Source organism: Peptoniphilus asaccharolyticus DSM 20463, assembly GCF_900176115.1.
Classification (GTDB): Bacteria; Bacillota; Clostridia; order Tissierellales; family Peptoniphilaceae; genus Peptoniphilus; species Peptoniphilus asaccharolyticus.
In genome coordinates, this window is record NZ_FWWR01000009.1 from 920,837 (window position 1) to 941,992 (window position 21,156).

The 21,156-nt window shown below is 35.7% G+C and carries 32 protein-coding genes, 9 tRNA genes, 3 rRNA genes and 1 pseudogene; 10 read left to right on the plus strand and 35 right to left on the minus strand.

From position 1 onward, the window contains the following. Positions 1-35 precede the first annotated feature (35 nt). The 17 genes from B8869_RS05305 to B8869_RS05365 form a co-directional block, all read right to left on the minus strand. On the minus strand, positions 36-221 hold the full coding sequence (locus B8869_RS05305; RefSeq protein WP_084230652.1) for a type II toxin-antitoxin system HicA family toxin: 186 nt from the start codon (positions 219-221) through the stop codon (positions 36-38). 60 nt (positions 222-281) lie between these two features. Next, positions 282-686 carry a hypothetical protein gene (locus B8869_RS05310; protein ID WP_084230653.1) on the minus strand — a complete coding sequence of 135 codons (405 nt, stop codon included), beginning with the start codon at positions 684-686 and terminating at the stop codon, positions 282-284. A gap of 216 nt (positions 687-902) precedes the next feature. Beyond that, on the minus strand, positions 903-1,046 hold the full coding sequence (locus B8869_RS11575) for a hypothetical protein (RefSeq protein WP_159445242.1): 144 nt from the start codon (positions 1,044-1,046) through the stop codon (positions 903-905). 123 nt (positions 1,047-1,169) lie between these two features. Then, the gene (locus tag B8869_RS11580) at positions 1,170-1,346 is read right to left on the minus strand and encodes a hypothetical protein (RefSeq protein WP_159445243.1); all 177 of its coding nucleotides are present in this window, start codon (positions 1,344-1,346) and stop codon (positions 1,170-1,172) included. Further along, positions 1,347-1,538 (minus strand): hypothetical protein, encoded by a 192-nt coding sequence (locus tag B8869_RS05315; RefSeq protein WP_084230654.1) that lies wholly within the window; start codon positions 1,536-1,538, stop codon positions 1,347-1,349. Beyond that, the gene (locus B8869_RS05320; protein WP_084230655.1) at positions 1,535-1,777 is read right to left on the minus strand and encodes a hypothetical protein; all 243 of its coding nucleotides are present in this window, start codon (positions 1,775-1,777) and stop codon (positions 1,535-1,537) included. The genes B8869_RS05315 and B8869_RS05320 overlap by 4 nt, the downstream gene beginning before the upstream one ends. A gap of 192 nt (positions 1,778-1,969) precedes the next feature. Continuing rightward, on the minus strand, positions 1,970-2,248 hold the full coding sequence (locus B8869_RS05325) for a hypothetical protein (RefSeq protein ID WP_234989756.1): 279 nt from the start codon (positions 2,246-2,248) through the stop codon (positions 1,970-1,972). Next, positions 2,245-3,105, minus strand: coding sequence for a Lin1244/Lin1753 domain-containing protein (locus tag B8869_RS05330; protein WP_084230656.1), 861 nt, complete (start codon positions 3,103-3,105; stop codon positions 2,245-2,247). Before B8869_RS05330 ends, B8869_RS05325 begins: the two co-directional genes overlap by 4 nt. Positions 3,106-3,154: 49 nt before the next feature. Next, positions 3,155-3,571 (minus strand): single-stranded DNA-binding protein, encoded by a 417-nt coding sequence (locus B8869_RS05335; RefSeq protein WP_084230657.1) that lies wholly within the window; start codon positions 3,569-3,571, stop codon positions 3,155-3,157. A 10-nt stretch (positions 3,572-3,581) separates the two neighbouring features. Beyond that, positions 3,582-4,418, minus strand: a complete 837-nt coding sequence (locus tag B8869_RS05340; protein WP_084230658.1) for an exodeoxyribonuclease X C-terminal domain-containing protein — start codon at positions 4,416-4,418, stop codon at positions 3,582-3,584. An 11-nt stretch (positions 4,419-4,429) separates the two neighbouring features. Then, positions 4,430-4,900, minus strand: a complete 471-nt coding sequence (locus tag B8869_RS05345; protein WP_084230659.1) for a siphovirus Gp157 family protein — start codon at positions 4,898-4,900, stop codon at positions 4,430-4,432. Further along, positions 4,901-5,053 (minus strand): hypothetical protein, encoded by a 153-nt coding sequence (locus B8869_RS11585; RefSeq protein ID WP_159445244.1) that lies wholly within the window; start codon positions 5,051-5,053, stop codon positions 4,901-4,903. A 2-nt stretch (positions 5,054-5,055) separates the two neighbouring features. Next, entirely contained in the window at positions 5,056-5,292 is a 237-nt protein-coding gene (locus B8869_RS05350) for a hypothetical protein (RefSeq protein WP_084230660.1), read from the minus strand. A gap of 12 nt (positions 5,293-5,304) precedes the next feature. Continuing rightward, positions 5,305-5,466: a hypothetical protein gene (locus B8869_RS11590; protein WP_159445245.1), complete on the minus strand. Its 162-nt coding sequence runs from the start codon at positions 5,464-5,466 to the stop codon at positions 5,305-5,307. A gap of 39 nt (positions 5,467-5,505) precedes the next feature. Beyond that, the gene (locus B8869_RS05355) at positions 5,506-5,694 is read right to left on the minus strand and encodes a hypothetical protein (RefSeq protein WP_084230661.1); all 189 of its coding nucleotides are present in this window, start codon (positions 5,692-5,694) and stop codon (positions 5,506-5,508) included. A gap of 3 nt (positions 5,695-5,697) precedes the next feature. Next, a complete protein-coding gene (locus B8869_RS05360) occupies positions 5,698-6,186 on the minus strand; it encodes a helix-turn-helix domain-containing protein (RefSeq protein WP_084230662.1) in 489 nt (162 codons plus the stop codon). A gap of 102 nt (positions 6,187-6,288) precedes the next feature. Then, positions 6,289-6,633, minus strand: coding sequence for a hypothetical protein (locus B8869_RS05365; protein ID WP_234989757.1), 345 nt, complete (start codon positions 6,631-6,633; stop codon positions 6,289-6,291). A gap of 142 nt (positions 6,634-6,775) precedes the next feature. Between B8869_RS05365 and B8869_RS05370 the strand changes: the two genes are divergently transcribed. Continuing rightward, the gene (locus B8869_RS05370; protein WP_084230664.1) at positions 6,776-6,967 is read left to right on the plus strand and encodes a hypothetical protein; all 192 of its coding nucleotides are present in this window, start codon (positions 6,776-6,778) and stop codon (positions 6,965-6,967) included. On the opposite strand, the gene B8869_RS11595 is transcribed toward B8869_RS05370, so the two are convergent. Further along, positions 6,957-7,133 (minus strand): hypothetical protein, encoded by a 177-nt coding sequence (locus B8869_RS11595; protein ID WP_159445246.1) that lies wholly within the window; start codon positions 7,131-7,133, stop codon positions 6,957-6,959. The genes B8869_RS05370 and B8869_RS11595 overlap by 11 nt on opposite strands. A gap of 11 nt (positions 7,134-7,144) precedes the next feature. Next, on the minus strand, positions 7,145-7,288 hold the full coding sequence (locus B8869_RS11460) for a toxin-antitoxin system HicB family antitoxin (RefSeq protein ID WP_004822553.1): 144 nt from the start codon (positions 7,286-7,288) through the stop codon (positions 7,145-7,147). Positions 7,289-7,391: 103 nt separating this feature from the next. On the opposite strand from B8869_RS11460, the gene B8869_RS05375 reads away from it, so the two are divergent. Beyond that, positions 7,392-7,556 (plus strand): Arc family DNA-binding protein, encoded by a 165-nt coding sequence (locus B8869_RS05375; RefSeq protein WP_004822555.1) that lies wholly within the window; start codon positions 7,392-7,394, stop codon positions 7,554-7,556. Here B8869_RS05375 and B8869_RS05380 read toward each other — a convergent pair. Beyond that, complete coding sequence (locus B8869_RS05380) at positions 7,523-7,687, minus strand: toxin-antitoxin system HicB family antitoxin (RefSeq protein ID WP_004822557.1); 165 nt, start codon at positions 7,685-7,687, stop codon at positions 7,523-7,525. The genes B8869_RS05375 and B8869_RS05380 overlap by 34 nt on opposite strands. Positions 7,688-7,813: 126 nt before the next feature. Here B8869_RS05380 and B8869_RS05385 point away from each other — a divergent pair, with 126 nt between their 5' ends. Beyond that, on the plus strand, positions 7,814-8,161 hold the full coding sequence (locus B8869_RS05385) for a hypothetical protein (protein WP_084230665.1): 348 nt from the start codon (positions 7,814-7,816) through the stop codon (positions 8,159-8,161). 193 nt (positions 8,162-8,354) lie between these two features. On the opposite strand, the gene B8869_RS05390 is transcribed toward B8869_RS05385, so the two are convergent. Beyond that, the gene (locus tag B8869_RS05390; RefSeq protein ID WP_084230666.1) at positions 8,355-8,564 is read right to left on the minus strand and encodes a helix-turn-helix domain-containing protein; all 210 of its coding nucleotides are present in this window, start codon (positions 8,562-8,564) and stop codon (positions 8,355-8,357) included. 160 nt (positions 8,565-8,724) lie between these two features. On the opposite strand from B8869_RS05390, the gene B8869_RS05395 reads away from it, so the two are divergent. From B8869_RS05395 to B8869_RS05425, 7 genes and pseudogenes are all read left to right on the plus strand, one after another. Continuing rightward, positions 8,725-9,141, plus strand: coding sequence for a helix-turn-helix domain-containing protein (locus B8869_RS05395; RefSeq protein WP_084230667.1), 417 nt, complete (start codon positions 8,725-8,727; stop codon positions 9,139-9,141). A 13-nt stretch (positions 9,142-9,154) separates the two neighbouring features. Further along, on the plus strand, positions 9,155-9,535 hold the full coding sequence (locus tag B8869_RS05400) for a hypothetical protein (protein ID WP_084230668.1): 381 nt from the start codon (positions 9,155-9,157) through the stop codon (positions 9,533-9,535). Positions 9,536-9,672: 137 nt separating this feature from the next. Then, positions 9,673-10,659: an Abi family protein gene (locus B8869_RS05405; RefSeq protein ID WP_084230669.1), complete on the plus strand. Its 987-nt coding sequence runs from the start codon at positions 9,673-9,675 to the stop codon at positions 10,657-10,659. A gap of 88 nt (positions 10,660-10,747) precedes the next feature. After that, positions 10,748-11,197, plus strand: coding sequence for an ImmA/IrrE family metallo-endopeptidase (locus tag B8869_RS05410; RefSeq protein ID WP_084230670.1), 450 nt, complete (start codon positions 10,748-10,750; stop codon positions 11,195-11,197). A gap of 1 nt (position 11,198) precedes the next feature. Continuing rightward, positions 11,199-11,558 carry a hypothetical protein gene (locus B8869_RS05415; protein ID WP_084230671.1) on the plus strand — a complete coding sequence of 120 codons (360 nt, stop codon included), beginning with the start codon at positions 11,199-11,201 and terminating at the stop codon, positions 11,556-11,558. A gap of 44 nt (positions 11,559-11,602) precedes the next feature. Next, positions 11,603-12,588: pseudogene (locus B8869_RS12640) on the plus strand (IS30 family transposase). Between the two features lie 14 nt (positions 12,589-12,602). Beyond that, the gene (locus B8869_RS05425) at positions 12,603-13,337 is read left to right on the plus strand and encodes a tyrosine-type recombinase/integrase (RefSeq protein WP_144017944.1); all 735 of its coding nucleotides are present in this window, start codon (positions 12,603-12,605) and stop codon (positions 13,335-13,337) included. Between the two features lie 127 nt (positions 13,338-13,464). Here B8869_RS05425 and B8869_RS05430 read toward each other — a convergent pair. The 14 genes from B8869_RS05430 to B8869_RS05495 all read right to left on the minus strand — a co-directional run bounded on the left by B8869_RS05430 (position 13,465) and on the right by B8869_RS05495 (position 21,144). Continuing rightward, positions 13,465-13,541 (minus strand) — tRNA-Arg (locus B8869_RS05430). 12 nt (positions 13,542-13,553) lie between these two features. Continuing rightward, positions 13,554-13,628: transfer RNA gene (locus B8869_RS05435), tRNA-Gly, on the minus strand. Between the two features lie 22 nt (positions 13,629-13,650). Next, a tRNA-Thr gene (locus tag B8869_RS05440) sits at positions 13,651-13,726 on the minus strand. A gap of 13 nt (positions 13,727-13,739) precedes the next feature. Then, a tRNA-Asp gene (locus B8869_RS05445) sits at positions 13,740-13,816 on the minus strand. Between the two features lie 23 nt (positions 13,817-13,839). Next, a tRNA-Val gene (locus tag B8869_RS05450) sits at positions 13,840-13,915 on the minus strand. Positions 13,916-13,925: 10 nt separating this feature from the next. Next, positions 13,926-14,000: transfer RNA gene (locus B8869_RS05455), tRNA-Glu, on the minus strand. Between the two features lie 62 nt (positions 14,001-14,062). Further along, a tRNA-Met gene (locus B8869_RS05460) sits at positions 14,063-14,139 on the minus strand. Positions 14,140-14,149: 10 nt separating this feature from the next. Further along, positions 14,150-14,238: transfer RNA gene (locus B8869_RS05465), tRNA-Leu, on the minus strand. Positions 14,239-14,243: 5 nt separating this feature from the next. After that, positions 14,244-14,318 (minus strand) — tRNA-Asn (locus B8869_RS05470). Between the two features lie 14 nt (positions 14,319-14,332). Then, a 5S ribosomal RNA gene (gene rrf, locus B8869_RS05475) occupies positions 14,333-14,448 on the minus strand. A 25-nt stretch (positions 14,449-14,473) separates the two neighbouring features. Then, positions 14,474-17,332: ribosomal RNA gene (locus B8869_RS05480) — 23S ribosomal RNA — on the minus strand. A gap of 263 nt (positions 17,333-17,595) precedes the next feature. After that, positions 17,596-19,124, minus strand: a 16S ribosomal RNA gene (locus B8869_RS05485). Together the 16S, 23S and 5S rRNA genes with 9 tRNA genes alongside form the textbook arrangement of a ribosomal RNA operon. 470 nt (positions 19,125-19,594) lie before the next feature. Further along, a complete protein-coding gene (locus B8869_RS05490) occupies positions 19,595-20,314 on the minus strand; it encodes a heparan-alpha-glucosaminide N-acetyltransferase domain-containing protein (RefSeq protein WP_084230673.1) in 720 nt (239 codons plus the stop codon). Continuing rightward, positions 20,311-21,144, minus strand: a complete 834-nt coding sequence (locus tag B8869_RS05495; protein ID WP_084230674.1) for a deoxyribonuclease IV — start codon at positions 21,142-21,144, stop codon at positions 20,311-20,313. Before B8869_RS05495 ends, B8869_RS05490 begins: the two co-directional genes overlap by 4 nt. Positions 21,145-21,156 lie beyond the last annotated feature (12 nt).

Below are 21,156 nucleotides of genomic sequence, written 5' to 3' on the forward strand. Positions count from 1 at the left end.
AAAATACCTCTCTTTCTACCCTAAAGAGCATAGGGCTATCTAAGCCCTGCCTCTTTAAGTATTCCTTTTTCAGTTCCTTTTTTAAGTTCACCTTTAGGAATAATAATTGGTCTTGTTAAACCTTGTTTTGTCATCTTCACATGAGAGCCTTTACCCCCATCAGATTCAACAAATCCATGTTTTTTTAATAACTTGACCATTTCTTGTTGTGTCATTGGCATGCGCACTACCTCCTGACAAACGTATATTACTACGTATCTATGCGTATGTCAAGTATTTTGTTATTTGTTTAAATATCTATCATGTACCATTCTAGAGTAGCTCTCAGATGTACTACCTAAATAGCTGCTTATCCTTAACCAACTCCAGCCTTCCACGTATCTCAATCTAAATACTATCCTAACCCTACTATCTTCAATATTATTTATAAAATCCTCTATCTCTAAACGCAAATCAAAAGCTCTCTGCCACTGTGTATTTAAACACTCTCTAATTAACTTTTCTCTTTCAGTAAGCTCTCTCATGCCAACAATCGGTAAGTTCATTGCTTGGTAAGGGAACTCCGTGTTAGATGCCTGCACCTTATCTACTACAATCTCTGTCTTATTTAGTTTTTTATTTTCTAACTCTAAAATTCTAAGTTCTCTTTTCAAATCTCTATAACGTGAAAGCAAATCCTTATCCATCAATTCCCTCCCATATGTATTTACAGCTTAAAACCCCTTTGATATACAAAGAGGCAAATTTTAATATTCTATTTTTAAAAACTTGTAATGTTTTTCTGCATAAATAAATTCATCATCATACTCAACCTTGTATCCCGCTCGTTCAAGTTGACTTATTAACCTTACTCTTTCCTTAAAAGTTGAATATGGAATAACTAATACTTTAATCATGTCTTATCACATGTCTTGCATCATTATATAAATTTTGTCTATGCCTTCCTCTACGTCATAAATTTCTAAAACATCTCTATAATCGTCACCATATATTTCACAATCATCATCATATTGATTTAATATTTCTATTAGTTCTTTTACTTTCATTTACTCAACTCCTACTCCGTTCTACTCAACTCTTTTGTGATTATTCAATTTATATTCGCTATTTTTCTTTAATAAATTCATTTTTTCGACTTTTTTTGATTTATATGCGTAAAATAGTTAGCATTAGTTAGCATTTCCTATTTCTTCTAAATCTCTTTCGTACTCTCTTTTTAATCTAGTTAGTATATATCTATCTTCTTGACTTCTATTTTCTTCAGAAAGTAATTTATTAATTTGCTCTATCTCACTCTCTAAAAAATTAGATGCATAATTTAATAGTTTTGACTCACTTATCATCATCTAATCCCCCTGTCCGTTTACATCATAGAAATATCCACTATCCAAACTCTCTATCCAACCCCATTTGAATAATTTATTTTTACTCCTCTGAATTGCAATTGCTCTCTCTGCTTCAAATTCAGAATTATACGTTCCAATTGAAACATTGGTTTCTATGCCTTCAATCTTTATAAAAGCTTCATACTCTTTCATTCTTCGCTCCACATTCTTAGTATTGCCGATTTTAGCTTAGGCCCTACTCCCTTTGTCTCGTTCAATACCTTTTCTAATTTCGCCTTTGGACTATCTCCCAGGTACTCCGCTTCTTTTAAAGCTGAATTCCATCCCTCTATGTAGACTTTTGTAAGAAAATCATCCATCTCTTTATGGTCAAACGTTTTTATTTTCTTGTATAGAGTTCTGTTAGTAACGTACTCCTTTACTTTCCCCATTTTTTAATTCCTTTCAAATAATTTTTAAACTGATATGCCAAACTACTATCCAACTCTCTGTATCTTCTCCGGCGCTCTTTTATCCGCTCATTTTCGGCTAAAAACTCTTGATATTCCTTGCAATCACTATGACAATTTAGATGCCTGCTCTTGCACTCGTAACAAACTCTATTTCTCATAAATCGAGCTCCGTTAATTCAATCTCAACCCTTGGATTGGACTTGTCATATAAAACTCTACTGCCAGTAAATTAACTAAATCCACCTTGCCTTTGGTAGGCATATAGTAAACACATTTAAGGTTGTAGTGGCCATTAAAACCTTTCTTGTGTTTACCTGTTATTTGCCTTATACAGTCTCTTTCATAAGCAATAAACTGCTTCGAGGGGATGAGTTTGTAACTATTTCCATGTTTAATGATTCTACTGCTATTCTTTTTAGTTATTGGCCTGCCATATAAAATTAAATTCATATCCCCAACTCCTTTAATGCCTGCGCTCTCTTCTTTTTAGCAATATCTTCAAGCGCTTGTTCACTCATACTGTCTGTTTGCTGTTCAAAGTTGTGGAATTTAGTGCGCTTAGGCTTGGCTTTTATGTTGTCTTTGCCATTCTTTCGCCAATTTTCAAGAATACCATTCACATAAGCAACGTTATGCTTATTCATGTTTGCAGCAATTACAAAAGCTTCTTCAATCCAGCTATATTCAAAGTCTTCAAGCATAACCCTTAGCTTTTCAGATACAGTTAAATTAATTTGTCCAAAGCCACTATTCTCGTACAACTTTGCTAAATCTTGCATTTTTGTATCTTGAACTACAACAACATCTTTTTCTTGTTGTTGTTTTATTTCCTTTACTTTACTTTCCTTTACTTTACTTTGTGCATTAATGTCTACATTAACTCCCTTTGCTTGTGCATTAATGTCTACATTATGTTCACATTTATTATTTTTTATAATATATAAAGTAGGTTTTGACGTTTTTCTTCTTTTTGTAGCTTCAAAATAGTTCTCTTGAATTTTTTTGCTAGTTAGAACCTCAGCCGAATGAAACAGGGCTTTATCAAAAAACTCCCATAACACCAAGCGGTCTACAACTCGCTCTATTAATTCTTTACTTACTCCAGGTAGTCTTTTTAGGAGTTGGGCTTTCACAAGTTCATTCCATACAATGAAATATCCATTCTTGTATATCGCACATAACAGTTTTACTACTGTGATTTCACCCTTAATTCCAAACTCACCTGAAATAGCTTCTATCTTTTCATCTTCAAAAATATCTACGTCTAAAGGAAAATAATCCAAACCATCTTTAGGAGGTCTTGCCACGCTATCACTCTCCTTCTATATCTTGTAGGGGAGCTTAACTCCCCCTTATTTAAAATGGAATATCCTCATTATTTATTTTGTAAAAACCCTCGTTCTCAGATTCGATTTTTTCATTATCTCTATCGCTCTTAACTTCAACAAAATTAATACTCTCTACAACTACATCAGTTGTATAAACTGTTTTTCCATCTTTATCATCGTATCTTCCGGTTTGAATATGTCCTGCAAGAGCGATTCTCTCGCCCTTTTTAAAATAGTTGGCAATTGTCTCAGCAATTTTGCCCCAAGCTATACATGAGATAAAATCAGCCGTAGGTTGGTTATTACGCTCTGCATCAGCTCTTTTATCCTTAGATAACTTCCTGTTTACAGCAAGAGTAAATCTAACTACCGCCGTTGCATTTTTTGATGTATATCTTAGTTCCGGCTCCCTTGTAAGTCTTCCCATTAACGTCACATTATTCATTAATTACTCCTTAAAATGGTAGGTCTTCATTCTTTAGATCAAAGAATGTTTCTTCTTGCTCCGCTTCATGCACTTCTTCTTTTTTTGGTGCTTCTTTGTTCGCTTCTAATAACATTGCAGCACCTTCTCTAAGCGTTAAATCTTTTGCATTTTCTGAAATCCACTTAATATAGCCTTTGTCAGAGTTTATTATTTCTCCTAGTGTCATTCCTTTGTGTTTTCCAAAATTCACTTTAAATCTCTTTGCATCTTCACTATTCATGTTGTCAATTTTTTCAGCTTGTGCAAATTGCTTCATGTCTTCTATGTCTTGAGTAAAGACTTCGCTTAGACTTGCTACAGTTAAAGTTGCATCTACTTGCGCTCTTTTCTTAGCCATCTTTAATATAGTGTTTACCTGGCTGTATATTTCATCATTTTCAACTCTAACTTTGCCCCAATTGTTTGCCTTTAAAGTGTTTGGATCTATTCCTATTGGAACATCTTCCGGACGTACCCATCTGTATCTATACTTATCTTCCTTGCTGTTGCAATTGCCCAAGCCTTCTGTTATCTTTGCTCCATTCTTAGATAGAATACATCTGACTGTATAAGCGAATACTCCATTTTTCCAATCTTCTATACTGTCTACAATTTCATATTCACTTGTTAAACCGAACATCATTAATATTTTTTCTGCTCCAGGTTTTAAAAGTGTAGGTTTTTGTGTTCCTGGTATCGTGTCATAATCATGGCCACCTTTTAAAGTTCTTTGGATAACTGCTTGTACACTTGCTACTTTATTTAAGCTAGCTGATACTGCATCAAGTTCCACTGCATCTATTAAGTTCATTAATTCGTTATTCATATTCGCACCTCTTATCTAATTCTCAAGCTTTCGCTACTCTCTAAAGTAGCTGCATCAGCATAAAGACCGTCTTTAACTGCATTCTTTAGTTCTGTCTTGTTTAGTTTTCGTTCAATAATAAAGAATTCCTCTGGCACTTTAGATTCATCAATTATCTTTAGCGACGGAGCATTTTTTTGAATGTTGAAGGAGAATAAAGTGGTTTTTATCTTCTTCTTATCCACTAACAACATCTGCTCTTGAAGGTAAGCTTTTAGATTCTTACTTCTGTTCTCTAATGCTTTCCTTTTTTCAGCTAATCTGGTCTCTTCATCTTTAAGCGCTATAGCTTCTGCATCCATAGTCTTTAGCACCTTTGCAATGCCGTCCGCTTTCTCTTCAATTGCATCTTCAATATTTGTAAGATGTGCTTTTAGTTCGTCTCCTTCTAAATCCATGTCTAAAAGACTGTTGTAGATATTTGTTAACTCGTATAACTTCATTTATATTTCCCTCTCAATCAATTCTTTACTAAGTTCTGCGTACTCTCTCTTATATTCCTTAAGCTTGGCTTCAAGCTCTTCACGGCTGTATAGTAGCCTTTCAACGTCTTGAATGTTCCTTAATAATTGTCCTAGTCTTTCGTAAATTTCCATAACTACACCCTTTCAAAAGAATATCTATCTGTGTATAAATCGTTCTTCAATATGCACTCTTTATGTCCGTTGACTTTGAGTAAATAAAACTCTTCATACTCTTCAACAACATTTCCCATAAACTTTCTAAAACGATTCTTTCCGGGTCCTGGATTGTACTCTGTAAATTTAAACTTTTCTCCTACTCTAAGTGGTTTAAAGAAAACATCTTGTTGATGCTTGCTATATCCTAGTTTCATTATTTCTCCCTTTTATGCTATAATTAGCATAGATATATTTACTAAGTCCTTTAAATGCTTGCCGGCTTTATTAGGACTTTTTTTAGTTATAACTTCCATTTCTATATACTCTCCATCACTCCGCACAGATAGATAAACATTAAAAACCCAACTATCACTTTTAGATTTTGCCAAAAAGGAGCCCTAAAATTTATAATGTTTCTTCCTTTTCTGTCAACTAATTGCATCTTCTATCTCCCCCAAATACTCCTTTACCTTCTCCGGATAAATAATATAGCTGTACTTCTTATTAGTTTCATTTGTTTTAAATGCACTACCAAAAGGTAATATCCCTCTCTGTAACCCCACTCTAATAGTCTGTGGAGTTTTATTTAACATTCTTGCTACATCTGTTACAGTCATCTTCTACCTCCTATCAATATTCTTCTGAACCCACAACTTCATTTCCCCTGCTGCTATAACAATCTTGTCTAAAGTGTCTATGAAACTATCAAACCTTTCCTTTTCTGAATCATCTATAATCCCATCACTGGTTATATCTAGAAGTTCATACTTTGCTTCATCTAAATTTTTAATAGCAGACAAAGTTTTTATAGTTATTCTGTCTAAATTCTCTATCTCTAATCTATCAACACAACTACACCCAATAGGACATTCATCAGTACAATACCTATTAAGCAGCTCCGGAGCATTGTAAAGGTCCGCCATTAAAACCACCTTGTCCGGCTGAGGACACTTCACAATACCAAGCTCATAATCAGCCAAAGTCGAAGCATGAACACCTAACATCTCAGCAGCACTCTCTCTACTCTTAAGCTTTTCATTATATCCACTAGCCTCAATACGAGCCTTGTAATAAATATTATTCTTTGCAGACCTCGCATCTCTTCCCATTCATCCACCCCCTTATTTCTACTATATAGTAAAAAACATCAACGGTTTAGATACTCCAGTTTCTAATCCTGATAACAGTTCAAATAACAACCTAGGTTAATCTTAGTAAGGTCTACACTCTACTTTTATATCATCTCTATAGATAATGTCCTTTGATGTTATAGAACAAACTAATTCATCTTCCTTAAAAACATCAATCTGCTTTATTTTCAATCCATTCATTACCAAAGGTTCAGGATACATAAATGAATTTATATTCTCCCCACACTCACTAAAAACCTTTTCGAACTTTTCCATAGTTTTACAACTAATTTCAACCCATTCTTTGAGAATATAGTATAAATGTGAGTACGATATCCCTACACTCTTAGAAAAATCTAAATTACTTTTGAAATGTTTATTTATAAACTCTTGCAACATTTCTCCATCAATTTTTCTACCTTTCACATCCTCACCCCCTATATCTAATGTATATTCATCTAGCCAATCCCTATTTTTTAACATCATTTAAAAAGCTATACTAAATACAAGCTCTCCACTTACCACAAGTTAACAATTTGATATAATCACCTAAAGGAGGTGATTATAAATGAGAAAAGTCAACTTTGAATTTAATACAACTGAAGCTTTTATGGTTTATGACCTTATACTAAATACTTATGAAACTCTTAAAAAGAATAAAGATAAAGGATATAAACTATATGAGCCTCTACTAAAAACTATTGAAGAACAATATCCTTCACTAAAGGAACATAGAGAAATAGTAAAAACTATTGATTAAAATATTTCTCCCCTGATTGTTTAAAATGGCTTTGAATTTCATATAATTTCATTCCCTCAAAACGCACTAAAGGGTTCAAAGTTATTTCCCTTTGCTCTGTATTACTCACAATAATACGGAGCAATTCCTTTATTTCTTTTAGTTCATTTAGTATTTCTTCATCCATAAGCCACCCCCTTACTTCGATTTAACCTTATCTCTCAACTTTTCTAAAATTAAAGCATTTTTACTAATAGCTTTATATTTACTCTCTTCCTTTAACTTTTCATCTAACCATTTAGGCAGTCTTAAAGTTGTAGTCACCACTTCTTTTGACTTCATTTTGAATTCACCTCAAATAAGTTATATCACGAATTCATTTTGAAGTCAATATATTTCCCGAATTATTTTTGATAGTATAATGACATCATAAGGAGTTGATAAAATGGACGAAAATATTACATTCACTTTTAGAACAACAAGAGAAGTCATAAATAAAATCAAATACATTGCAGAAAGTAATGGGCGTTCTGCTAACAAAGAAATTGAGCAACTAGTTATTCAAGCCATTAAAACTTATGAAAAAGAAAATGGAGAAATTTCAGAATAATCTTTAATCAATTCAGAAATTATAAATTGATTCACTGTCTTATTTTCTTTCTTTGCTTTGATTTTTAAATCTTCTTTAAAGTCTTTATCACATCTAAGGGTAAAGACTTTTCTTTTTTCTTTCTTTTTCACACCTTCACCCCCTACATTAAATAGCTATTTGTTTATTCAGTCCCTATTTTTTAACACCCTTTAAAAAGCTATACTAAAAACAAGTTAACAATTTGATATAATCATCTCGAGAGGAGGTGATTATAAATGGACAGAATCGATACGCTTAATTTCCCTGACTTATCCAGCTTGTCTGACTTAACAACTGCTGATATGGCTAGTGGAATGTATAAAAGAATTCAATCTCAAATTAACGATTTATTATCTGAAATTAATTCAGACGAACACATGCTAGCCACTATCGATAACCTAGCAATAACAGATATTGGATATCACAATCCTCACATACTTATCTTTTATTGCATAGATTCTCAAGGAAATCAGGTTCGAAAATTGATTCATATAAACTCGTTAAATATGGATTTAACTGTTTACAAAGAACAGGATTTCGAGAAATCAAAAAGACCAATAGGGTTTTTAGGAGAAATTGATTAATATTCATTAATTCTTCTAAATTTTGATTCACCTGTTGGAGCAGGTGAATCATTTTTTTATCATTTTCACCTAAATTGTTTATAAAACTTTCTAGTCTTTCGACTTGTATATTAAATTGATCATTACTCATATGCATCTCCTTACTTCGATTTAACAATTAATTATTGTTTTGATAGTCGTATTACAATCTCCTTTACTTTGATTTGCTGATAGCAAATTTAATAGGTAAAAAAATATCATTAATATTTACATTGAGTATATTAGCTATCTTTTCAGCCGTATTTTTAGGAATATTTCTTTTCCCAGTCTCATACTGGCAATAAGTAGATACTGCTATATTAAGGTTTTTTGCCATATCTTGCTGTGATAATTTATGACTTTCTCTAATTGATTGTAAACTCATGTAGCACCCCCCTTTATTTGCTATCTGTGAACTATATTTAGATTATATATTCACATTTAGCAAATGTCAACAGTTTATTTTACTATTTGTGAAATATTTTATATTTCGTTAACTTTTGTTGTATAATGTTCTCAAATCGTGAACATATTGAGGTGAATTTATGGATACTTTAGCTAAAAGAATTAAAAATTTAAGAGAAGAAAAAGGTCTATCTCAAAAAGAGTTGGCTAATTATCTTAATATAAGCAACTCTACTTTATCTCAATATGAAAGTGGAGTTCGAGTTCCTAGTGATGACATTAAAATAAAAATAGCCCGATACTTCAACGTCACAACAGACTATCTTTTAGGAAATTCAAACGTCAAACAACTAAGCAGAAAAGATGAAATAGACATACAAAAAGACCTAGAAGAAATGAAAAAAGACATGACCAAAGGAACTCTAAGGCTATCCCTAGACGGAGAAATAGTTGATGACGAAATCAAACAATTTATCCTAGATAATATGGAAAATACACTAATCCTAGCCAAGATAAAAGCCAAAGAAAAATTCAATCCAAACAAAAACAAAAAGTGATTAAGGTGATACTATGGAAAAAGTATATAAAGTGATAGAAATCTTAAATTCAAATGAATTAATTGTAAATTATGGACAATCTGATGGTGCAAAAGAAGGTAGAAAGCTAAATATTACTGTTACTGGAGAAAATGTAATAGATCCTGAAACAAATAAAATTTTAGGAACTCTTGATATTATCAAACAAGAATTAGAAGTATATAAAGTTTATTCTAATTTTTCTATTTGTCGTCATATAACATATGAACAAAGAGATTATTCAAAACCTTTCGGAGTTAAAACTAAAACGGTAGAAATAACCCATCCCCTAAACATAAAAAAAGATGATGCTACCAATAGATGGCCTACGACTATTCCTCCTGTTGAAGTTGGAGATGTAGTAAATATTTTATAAATTACATTATTTTTTGTTGATTTTTCAAAACTTATTAAGTATAATGATTAATATACGGGGTAGGGTATAGCCTTACCATCTGCAGAGACCTGACATTATACTTATGTATTTTGTCAGGTCTTTTGTTTTGGTGAAAAATGCAATACGATAAACCATTTAAAACTTATAGTGAACAAATAGAACATTTAAATATAGAATACAACTTAACAATAGATGATATTGAACTTGCTACTGCTCTACTCTCTACTTTCTCATATTATGATTTAATAAATGGCTACAAAGATTGTTTTATGGTTAACAATAAATATATAACCGGAACTACAATTGAAGATTTATACGTTTTCAATCAAATTGACAAGGATATTCAAAATCTTTTGTTTAAATACAGTGTTATAGTTGAAAATAGATTTAAAACTATTCTTGCATATCATGTAAGTAAACAATTTGGAGTTGATATTTCTAATTATGTGTCTTTAAACGTTTTAAATCATAAAAAAGCTTATGAATCTAAGAAAGTTATTGATGATTTAAATAAAATTACTACTTCTACATATTGTCAACAACCTACAAAGCACTATCGCGATTTTAAAAATCATATACCCGCTTGGATATTGTTCAAAAACGCAACTTTTAGCACAACAATAAATTATTTTATGCTACTTAGTCTTAATTTACGAAACCAAATTTCACAAGATTTATATACTAGAAGTTACGATTGTAGTGATGAAGAAATGTTAAATTTCATAACTTCTTCATTAAAGATTGTTAAAAAGTTTAGAAATGTAATAGCTCATAATTTAAAATTTGTATCTACTCGTTCTAAAGACTTCTTGATATTAAAACATTTATCCAAAGAGTATAGTGGCAATCTTATATTAAGGTCTGATAACAACAATAACATTGGTAAAAATGACCCTTACTCAATGATAATAGCGTTAATAACTTTACTAAATGAAAATTTTTTAATCCAAAATTTCATAAATGACTTTGGACGATTATTATATGTTTTAGAAGATAGCTTCGGAAAAACTTTAATTCAAGATTATTTTAAGCATTGTCATTTGCCTAATGATTTAGAAAAACGTCTTAAAAATTATTTAACCAAAATACAAAGCAAAATTTAATATTTAAGGTAGTGATCTATACTGCCTTATTATTTTTAAATTCACATAGAACATAGGTTCATAAATATACTTAATAAGAGAGAATACTATGGAAAATATAAAAATAAATAGAATTATTAAAACAATATATAAAAAATATGGCACTAATCCATTTGAAATATGTAAAGAAAAAGATATTCTATTACAGTTTATAGATATGCCATTTACCTTAAAGGGATATACAACAACTAAATACAGAACAAAAATCATATTTTTAAATAGTAAAAATACAGAATTTGAAAATGAGTTTACCTGCTTACATGAATTAGGCCATATATTTTTAAAGCATCACGATAATATACTTTTTAATCAAACCTGTACTTTACACAACAATATCAAAGAAGAAACTGAAGCTAATTTCTTTGCCACTTCAATGATATTAAAAAAATATGATATATCCTCTTTCGCTGGCTTAAGTATAAAACAAATATCTTTTTTGACTGGCATTGAAGAATATAACTTAAACCATTACTTTAAAAACAATAATTTAGGAGGTTAAAATGAAACGAGCAAATGGTATGGGAAGTATTATAAATTTAGGGAAAAATAGAAGAAGACCTTATGCTACATTAGTAACTACAGGCTGGGATGAAAATGGAAAGCAGATAAGAAAATATATTGGATACTCAAAAACTAAAAAAGATGCTGAAATGCTTCTTTTAGAATACTATAAAAACCCGGCTGTCTTAAATAAGGCAACTTTAGAAAACATATATGATCTATGGTCTAAACAACACTTTTTAACTATAGGAGAAAAAACAATCTCCGGTTATAAAGGCGCTTGGAAAAAACTTTCTGTATTGATAATTTATCATAACAAGTGCAACATAAATAAACTCATAGCTAATCAGCTGTGTTAATATGTAAGTGACCAAACAAAACATATTAAAAGGAGTGATTAACTATGAGCTATAACCATCTTACCATAGAAGAAAGATCTTGTATTTACCAATTTTTAAATTTAGGAATGAGTATAAGGAAAATTGCACAAGCACTTAAAAGGTCACCTAGTACAATATCTAGAGAAATTAAAAGAAATTCATCTAAGATAAAAGTTAGTAGGGGAAGTTACACTAAGTACTTTCCGATAAAGGCAAATGATAAATATATTGATAGAAGAAAAGACTGCCATAGAAAAAGTAAATTTTCTAAAGATGTTATTGATTATTTAACTGTAAAGATTAACGAACATTGGTCCCCTGAACAAATATCAAATAGAAACACAAATGAGATTCATGAATTACCATCTACATCAACGATATATAGAATGATACACGCCAAAAAAGCTGCCAAAAACTAGTATGAAAAATTTGAGAAGAAAAGCTAAATTTAAAAGGCCAGCAGAAAAAAGAGGAAATTCAATGATAAAGGTAGAACAATTAAGAAAGACCTAAAGAGATATACAGAAGGCAAGAATTAGGCCACTGGGAAGCAGATACAGTGGAATCAGGCAGATTAGATCATAAAAGGAAAAGTAGATGTTGTTTCGTAACTTTAGCAGAAAGAAAATCTAGATATTATATAGCAATCCTAGTGGAAAATAGAAAGTCGGAAAGCGTAACACCAGCAATAATAAATGCATTAAAAGATTATCCAAAAGAATTAGTAAAAACAATAACCTTTGATAGAGGTAAAGAATTTTCAGAATTTGAGAAAATAGAAAAAGAATTAGGATGCAAAACTTATTTTTGTGATCCCTATTGTGCATGGCAAAAAGGTACAAATGAAAATAGTAACGGACTTTTGAGGGAGTTTTATCCTAAGGGTATGGATTTATCAGAAGTGAATATTGATGAATTAAATTATAACTTAAGTTTAATGAATAATAGACCTAGAAAATGTATAAAATATAAAACACCTAAAGAAGAACTTTTTGGTCTCTTACCATAGGTGTTGCATTTGATTTGACAATTCGTCTATTAAAAAACATGCATATAAGAGATATTAAGACTAAGCATTTACAAGATGTAATCAATGACTACTCTACTATGTCTAGAAGCACACTAAAGGATATAAAGAGCTTATCAACACAACTGTTTAAATTTGCAATGCAAAATGACTTAGCGGAAAAAGATTATACGCAGTTTGTAACATTACCTGCTCAAAAGGATAAGAAAGAAAAAGAAATATTTAATACTAATGAAATAGAAACTTTATGGAAATATAAAGACAATGAATGGATAGATTCAATACTTTTCATGATCTACACCGGTGACAGAGTTGGAGAGATGTTATCCATTCCCAAATCTAAGGTTAATTTAGAGTATGGGTATATCCAACATGGAAATAAAACAGAAACTGGTAAACAAAAAATAACTCCAATACACAAGGATTTACTTCCTTTGATTCAAAAAAGAATGATAACTGATTCTAAGTTTTTATTTGCTAATGAGAGAGGAAAAAGTATAACCACTGACTATTATAGGAAGCGTATATATTATCCTCTTCTTAAAAAAATAGGAATAAGAAAACTTACACCACACTCTTGCAGACACACTTTTGCATCGCTGCTAAATAAATCTGAAAAGAATAAAAACACAATAAGTAGACTTATGGGCCATACAGATTATTCAATAACAGCTAAATGGTATACTCATGATGAAATTACAGAACTTATAGATTCAGTAAATAAACTATAAATTTGTATGCTATAAATATTCTACTTGTAATCTACGTACTAAATTTTAGTAGTTTTTATGAGGATTTACAAAAAACAAAATAAAAAGTAAAAAACCTTGTAAACGTTGATTTTACAAGGTTTTTTGTTGGTGCGCCTTAGAGGATTCGAACCCCTGACCTTCTGGTCCGTAGCCAGACGCTCTATCCAGCTGAGCTAAAGACGCACAATATAAAAATGGAGCGGATGACGAGATTCGAACTCGCGACCCTCGCCTTGGCAAGGCGATGCTCTACCACTGAGCCACATCCGCATAACTTATTATTTTATTTAATTGGAGCTGGTGAGAGGACTTGAACCCCCAACCTACTGATTACAAGTCAGTTGCTCTACCAATTGAGCTACACCAGCATAACACAATTTTTGGCGACCTGGATCGGGCTCGAACCGACGACCTCCAGCGTGACAGGCTGGCATTCTAACCAACTGAACTACCAGGCCAATTTTATTTAGCCTTTTTAATATGGTGGGCACAATAGGGCTCGAACCTATGACCCCCTGCTTGTAAGGCAGATGCTCTCCCAACTGAGCTATGCGCCCATATCTTGTTTGGTGACCCTGCCGGGAATCGAACCCGGGATACCACCGTGAAAGGGTGGTGTCTTAACCGCTTGACCACAGGGCCTTATTAATAATAGTAATTTTAAAACAAAGTCCACACAGTCCTTAGTTGATTCCTCTATGTAATGGTAGCGGGAGCAGGATTTGAACCTACGACCTTCGGGTTATGAGCCCGACGAGCTACCGGACTGCTCCATCCCGCGTCATTTTTGTTGGTGCCGAGGACCGGAATCGAACCGGTACGGTGTTTTACCACCGCAGGATTTTAAGTCCTGTGCGTCTGCCAGTTCCGCCACCCCGGCATGTCTGGCTCTCAGGGTGGGACTCGAACCCACAACCTACCGGTTAACAGCCGGTTGCTCCACCTTTGAGCTACCTAAGATTATTTATTTCTAAATCCGGCAAGACCTACTCTCCCAGGCCGTCTCCAGCCAAGTACCATCGGCGTATTAAAGCTTAACTTCTGTGTTCGGTATGGGTACAGGTGTGTCCTTCATACTATTGATACCGGATAAAACTTACAATCATATCTTTTTTTTGATCAAGTCTTCGACCTATTAGTACTCGTTAGCTTAAAGTATTACTACTCTTACACCTTGAGCCTATCTACCTCGTTTTCTTCAAGGGGTCTTATCTACGGGGAAATCTCATCTTGAGGGGGGCTTCGTGCTTAGATGCCTTCAGCTCTTATCCCGTCCGAACTTAGCTACTCAGCTGTGCCTTTGGCAAGACAACTGATGCACCAGAGGTTCGTCCATCCCGGTCCTCTCGTACTAAGGATAGCTCCTCTCAAATTTCCTACGCCCACGACGGATAGGGACCGAACTGTCTCACGACGTTCTGAACCCAGCTCGCGTGCCTCTTTAATGGGCGAACAGCCCAACCCTTGGGACCTACTTCAGCCCCAGGATGAGACGAGCCGACATCGAGGTGCCAAACCTCCCCGTCGATGTGGACTCTTGGGGGAGATAAGCCTGTTATCCCCGGGGTAGCTTTTATCCGTTGAGCGATGGCCCTTCCACTCGGTACCACCGGATCACTAAGTCCTAGTTTCCTATCTGCTCGACTTGTTGGTCTCGCAGTTAAGCTCCCTTTTGCCTTTGCACTCTTCGCACGATTTCCGTCCGTGCTGAGGGAACCTTTGAACGCCTCCGTTACTCTTTCGGAGGCGACCGCCCCAGTCAAACTGCCCGACTGACAGTGTCCCTTCCCCTGATTCAAGGGGTTAGGTTAGAATCCTAAGCTTGAAAGGGTGGTATCCAAAGGTTGACTCCACAAATGCTGGCGCACTTGCTTCTTAGTCTCCCACCTATCCTGTACATTCAAACTCAAAATCCAATGTCAACCTACAGTAAAGCTCCACGGGGTCTTTCCGTCCTGTCGTGGGTAAGCGGCATCTTTACCGCTACTACAATTTCACCGGATCCTTTGTTGAGACAGTGCCCAAATCGTTACACCTTTCGTGCGGGTCGGAACTTACCCGACAAGGAATTTCGCTACCTTAGGACCGTTATAGTTACGGCCGCCGTTTACTGGGGCTTCGGTTCTAAGCTTCGCCTTTTGACTAACTCTTCCCCTTAACCTTCCAGCACCGGGCAGGTGTCAGCTCCTATACTTCGTCTTTCGACTTTGCAGAAACTTGTGTTTTTGGTAAACAGTCGCTTGGGCCTTTTCACTGCGGCCCCCTATTCAGGGGCTCCCCTTCTCGCTAACTTACGGGGTCATTTTGCCGAGTTCCTTAACAAAGGTTCTTCCGCTCGTCTTAGGATTCTCTCCTCACCTACCTGTGTCGGTTTACGGTACGGGCGATATCTTACTTGATAGTGGCTTTTCTTGGCAGTGTGGAGTTACATCCTTCTCTACTTGTTTTTCGATCCGCTTCACACTTCAGCCTTAATAAGAGCGGGATTTGCCTCACTCTTAGCCTTTGTGCTTGCACGCCTCACCAACTGGGCGCTACTGCTATCCTCCTGCGTCCCCACTTACTTTTTTACGCTTGATATCGGTACAGGAATTTCCACCTGTTTTCCATCGACTACGCTTTTCAGCCTCGCCTTAGGTCCCGACTTACCCTGAGTGGACGAGCCTTGCTCAGGAAACCTTGGGTTTTCGACGGGTGAGATTCTCACTCACCTCTCGCTACTCATGCCAGCATTCTCTCTTCTCTAAAATCCACATTGGCTTACGCCTTATGCTTCGCCTCTTAGACATTGCTCCTCTACCACTAATTTTCATTAGTCCACAGCTTCGGTATATAGTTTAGCCCCGGTTATCTTCGGCGCAGAATCACTTGACCAGTGAGCTATTACGCACTCTTTAAATGTATGGCTGCTTCTAAGCCAACATCCTGGTTGTCTGAGTAATTCCACATCCTTTCCCACTTAACTATTATTTTGGGACCTTAGCTGGTGGTCTGGGCTGTTTCCCTTTCGACTATGAAGCTCATCCCACATAGTCTGACTCCTTAGTGCTTGATTTGGTATTCGGAGTTTGATAGGTCTCGGTAAGCTCAATGCCCCCTTAACTATTCAGTGCTCTACCCCCTCATCATTGTTCACTAAAGGCTAGCCCTAAAGCTATTTCGAGGAGAACCAGCTATCTCCGTGTTCGTTTGGCTTTTCACCCCTATCCACAGGTCATCCGATAGCTTTTAAACGCTACCCGGTTCGAGCCTCCATCAGATTTTACTCCGACTTCACTCTGCCCATGGATAGATCACACGGTTTCGGGTCTATGGCAACAAACTTTCGCCCTTTTAAGACTCGGTTTCCCTACGGCTCCGAAGCTTAACTTCTTAACCTTGCTTATTACCATAACTCGCTGGCCCGTTCTACAAAAAGTACACGATCCTGGTTCGTAACCAGTTTCGCTGCTTGTAAACATTAGGTTTCAGTTTCTATTTCACTCCCCTCTCGGGGTTCTTTTCACCTTTCCCTCACGGTACTTGTTCACTATCGGTCACCAAGTAGTATTTAGCCTTAGGGGGTGGTCCCCCTGTGTTCCCACCAGGTTTCACGTGTCCGGTGGTACTCTCTTGTGCCAACTATTTTCGTTTTCGCTTACGAGACTTTTACTCTCTTTGGTACTCCTTCCCAGAAGTTTCTGCTAACTATTTTCGTCTTATGCACGGTCGGGCTCTATCCATTTCGCTCGCCGCTACTTTGGATATCGAGTTTTCTTTCTTTTCCTCGGGTTACTTAGATGTTTCAGTTCACCCGGTTCGCTTCTATAAGCTATGTATTCACTTATAGATACCTCTTTTGAGGTGGGTTGCCCCATTCGGAGATCTGTGGTTTAGTGGATATTTGCTCCTACCCACAGCTTTTCGCAGCTTGTCGCGTCCTTCTTCGCCTCTTGGTGCCTAGGCATTCACCTAATGCTCTTTTTTACTTGACCTTTGCTAATCAATTCTTATTGACTGCTTTGTTTTGTTTTCCAGTGAAAAAGTGTCTTCTTTTGTTACTTCGTAAAAAATTTGACTCTTCTTCTTTTTTGATATGATTGTTAAGTTTTCATGGTTCATTAATGACCTTTTAGGAATTGCACCTAAACTAACTCACTTGAGAGGTCCATATATAATTAAAACAGTGTAGAAAAGTCTATAAGACTTTTTTTATTGATTCACTTTCCTGTTACAGTCCGTGAATCTTTTTCCTTAGAAAGGAGGTGATCCAGCCGCACCTTCCGATACGGCTACCTTGTTACGACTTCACCCCAGTCATTAACCCTACCTTCGGCGTCTGCTTCCTTGCGGTTAGCTCGACGACTTCGGGTATTGCCAACTCCCATGGTGTGACGGGCGGTGTGTACAAGACCCGGGAACGCATTCACCGCAGCATTCTGATCTGCGATTACTAGCAACTCCGACTTCATGTTCTCGAGTTGCAGAGAACAATCCGAACTGAGATCGGCTTTTTGAGATTCGCTTACTATCACTAGCTCGCCCGCTCTTTGTTCCGACCATTGTAGCACGTGTGTAGCCCAGGACATAAAGGGCATGATGATTTGACGTCATCCCCACCTTCCTCCGATTTATCATCGGCAGTCCCTTTAGAGTTCCCATCTTTACATGCTGGCAACTAAAGGTAAGGGTTGCGCTCGTTGCGGGACTTAACCCAACATCTCACGACACGAGCTGACGACAACCATGCACCACCTGTAATACTGTCCCCGAAGGGAAAGCTCTATCTCTAGAGCGGTCAATATTATGTCAAGCCCTGGTAAGGTTCTTCGCGTTGCTTCGAATTAAACCACATGCTCCGCTGCTTGTGCGGGTCCCCGTCAATTCCTTTGAGTTTCATGCTTGCGCACGTACTCCCCAGGCGGAGTGCTTATTGTGTTAACTGCGGCACCGAAATTCTCCGACACCTAGCACTCATCGTTTACGGCGTGGACTACCAGGGTATCTAATCCTGTTTGCTACCCACGCTTTCGTTCCTCAGCGTCAGTTTGTGACCAGTAAGTCGCCTTCGCCACCGGTATTCCTCCTAATATCTACGCATTTCACCGCTACACTAGGAATTCCACTTACCTCTTCACTACTCAAGTTTATTAGTTTCAAATGCTTACAAGGGTTGAGCCCTTGCCTTTCACATCTGACTTTCTAAACCGCCTGCGAACCCTTTACGCCCAGTGATTCCGGACAACGCTCGCCCCCTACGTATTACCGCGGCTGCTGGCACGTAGTTAGCCGGGGCTTCCTCCTATGGTACCGTCATTATCTTCCCATAGGACAGAGCTTTACGACTCGAAAGCCTTCTTCGCTCACGCGGCGTCGCTGCATCAGGGTTTCCCCCATTGTGCAATATTCCCCACTGCTGCCTCCCGTAGGAGTTTGGACCGTTTCTCAGTTCCAATGTGGCCGTTCACCCTCTCAGGCCGGCTACTGATCGCTATCTTGGTGAGCCGTTACCTCACCAACTAATTAATCAGACGCGAGTCCATCTTTGACCGCTAATTCACTTTGATCGTTATGACATGTGTCACTACGATTTCATCGGGTATTAATCACCGTTTCCGGTGGCTATCCCCGTGTCAAAGGCAGGTTACTCACGTGTTACTCACCCGTCCGCCGCTAATCCTTCCAAACTTCACCCCGAAGGGTTCTGTTTGATTTTCATCGCTCGACTTGCATGTGTTAGGCGCGCCGCCAGCGTTCGTCCTGAGCCAGGATCAAACTCTCGATTAAAATTGTTTGGTTCCTTAGCACTCAGTTTTTATTCACTGACTTTTCCGCTAAGCTTTTTGCTTTGCTTATAGTTTTATTCTTTTCTACACTATTTAATTATCATTGTTCTTGGCTATCTCTTGCGAAACAGCTTATTTATTATGCCTCTTTAAGATTTCTTTGTCAAGAACTTTTTTCATTCTTTTTAAGTTTTTTCTTAAGGAACGTTGCTCTCACGAGACAACTTGTATATTATATATCCTTCAAAATTTCTTGTCAAGAACTTTTTTCAAATTCTTTTTTTAAGTTTTTCTAAAAGCTTCTGTTTTTTAGACAGCTTATATAGCTTACAACAGCTTTCTTTTCTTGTCAATCTGTTTTTTAGTTTTTTTTATAAAATTCTAATAAACCAGTCAACCGCTCTTATTTCTGCTGATTTATACTCATCTAACCTTATTTTTCATTAACTCAAATTAATATCTTCTAAAGTATCAACCCCACATTTTAAAGCTCATTTCTACAATCAAAAATATTATAAGTTGATGAGTGAGATATATTAAAAGGCTATGCTTTCCTATTTTAGAAAGTATATTTTCAGTTCCATATACTCCATAAAAATCTCTTTCTTTTAGATATCTCCCTTTAAAAAAACCAGCCAAGTACATGAATACCCACGGTATCATTCCAAAATAGTCGCTAGATTCAAATTCAGGTTTTGGAAATCCGATTGGAAATAAATTGAAATTATATATTTCACTCGGAATGTTTAATCCAAATGCTTTTCCACTACTTATCTTATAAGTTCCTATAAACAATAAGAGCATAATTGAAAGTAACATTAAGTTATTTCCCTTTTCAACTCTGTTTTGTATAAGTCCGGTTATAATCATAGAACATCCTAGCCCATTCATAACTCCAAACACAATCATTATATCTCTTGCAAATATATATGTTATAAGAGTTATGACAAATCCTATTAAGTTTAATATCAAACCTCGTTTTATATTTTTTTCTCTACTCAAAAAATTCGAAGCTATTCCTGAAATCATAAAAAATGAACAGGCTATTGAAAGTTGCCAAACTTGATTTACTATCGGATCTTCATACCAATCAACAGAACGGTACAATGTTATGTCATACATTAGATGAAACAACACCATCGAAATAATAGTAAGACCTCTGTACGAGTCCAATATATGATTTCTTCTCAATCTCTTAAACTCCTAAGCAATCCAATTTCTTTTGCATGACCTATATTATCCAGCGGAGTTTCTAAATAGAAAGGTAAGGCTCTAAGCTTTTCGTGATTTATTATTCTTTTTATAGCTTCTAATCCTATTTGCCCTTTGCCTATTTCCTCATGTCTATCTTTATGAGCTCCTATTGGATTTTTCGAATCATTTAGATGAATGGCTCTTAGTTTTTCAATTCCTATAATATCGTCAAACTCTTTAAGCACTCCATCCAAGTTGTTCACTATATCATATCCGCCTTCATGTATATGGCAAGTGTCCATACATATTCCAAGTTTATCTTTAAGTTTTACTTTTTCGATAATCATGGCAAGTTCTTCAAAGTTTCTACCAACTTCGGTTCCCTTCCCCGCCATTGTTTCAAGTAACACAGTTGTCTTCATATCTTCATATAATATTTCATTTAACAAATCAGATATAATTTCTATTCCGACTTCTGCTCCCTGTTTAAGGTGTGAACCGGGATGAAAATTATATAGATGATTTCCAAAGTACTCAAGTCTTTCTATATCTTCTTTTAGAACATCTCTTGCAAATTCTTTTACATATTCTTTGTCTGAACAAGGGTTAAGCGTATAGGGTGCGTGCACTAACATTATCGGCACTTCACCTTTCATATTTTCTATCAAAGCATCTGCATCCTCTTTGTCAAACTCCTTTCTCTTTGAGCCACGAGGGTTTCTCATAAAAAATTGAAATGTATTTCCACCTTGTTCTTTCATGCTTTCGTACAGTCCATTAAATCCTTTTGTAAAAGATTGGTGCGAACCTATAATAAATTTATCCATATTAGTATTATA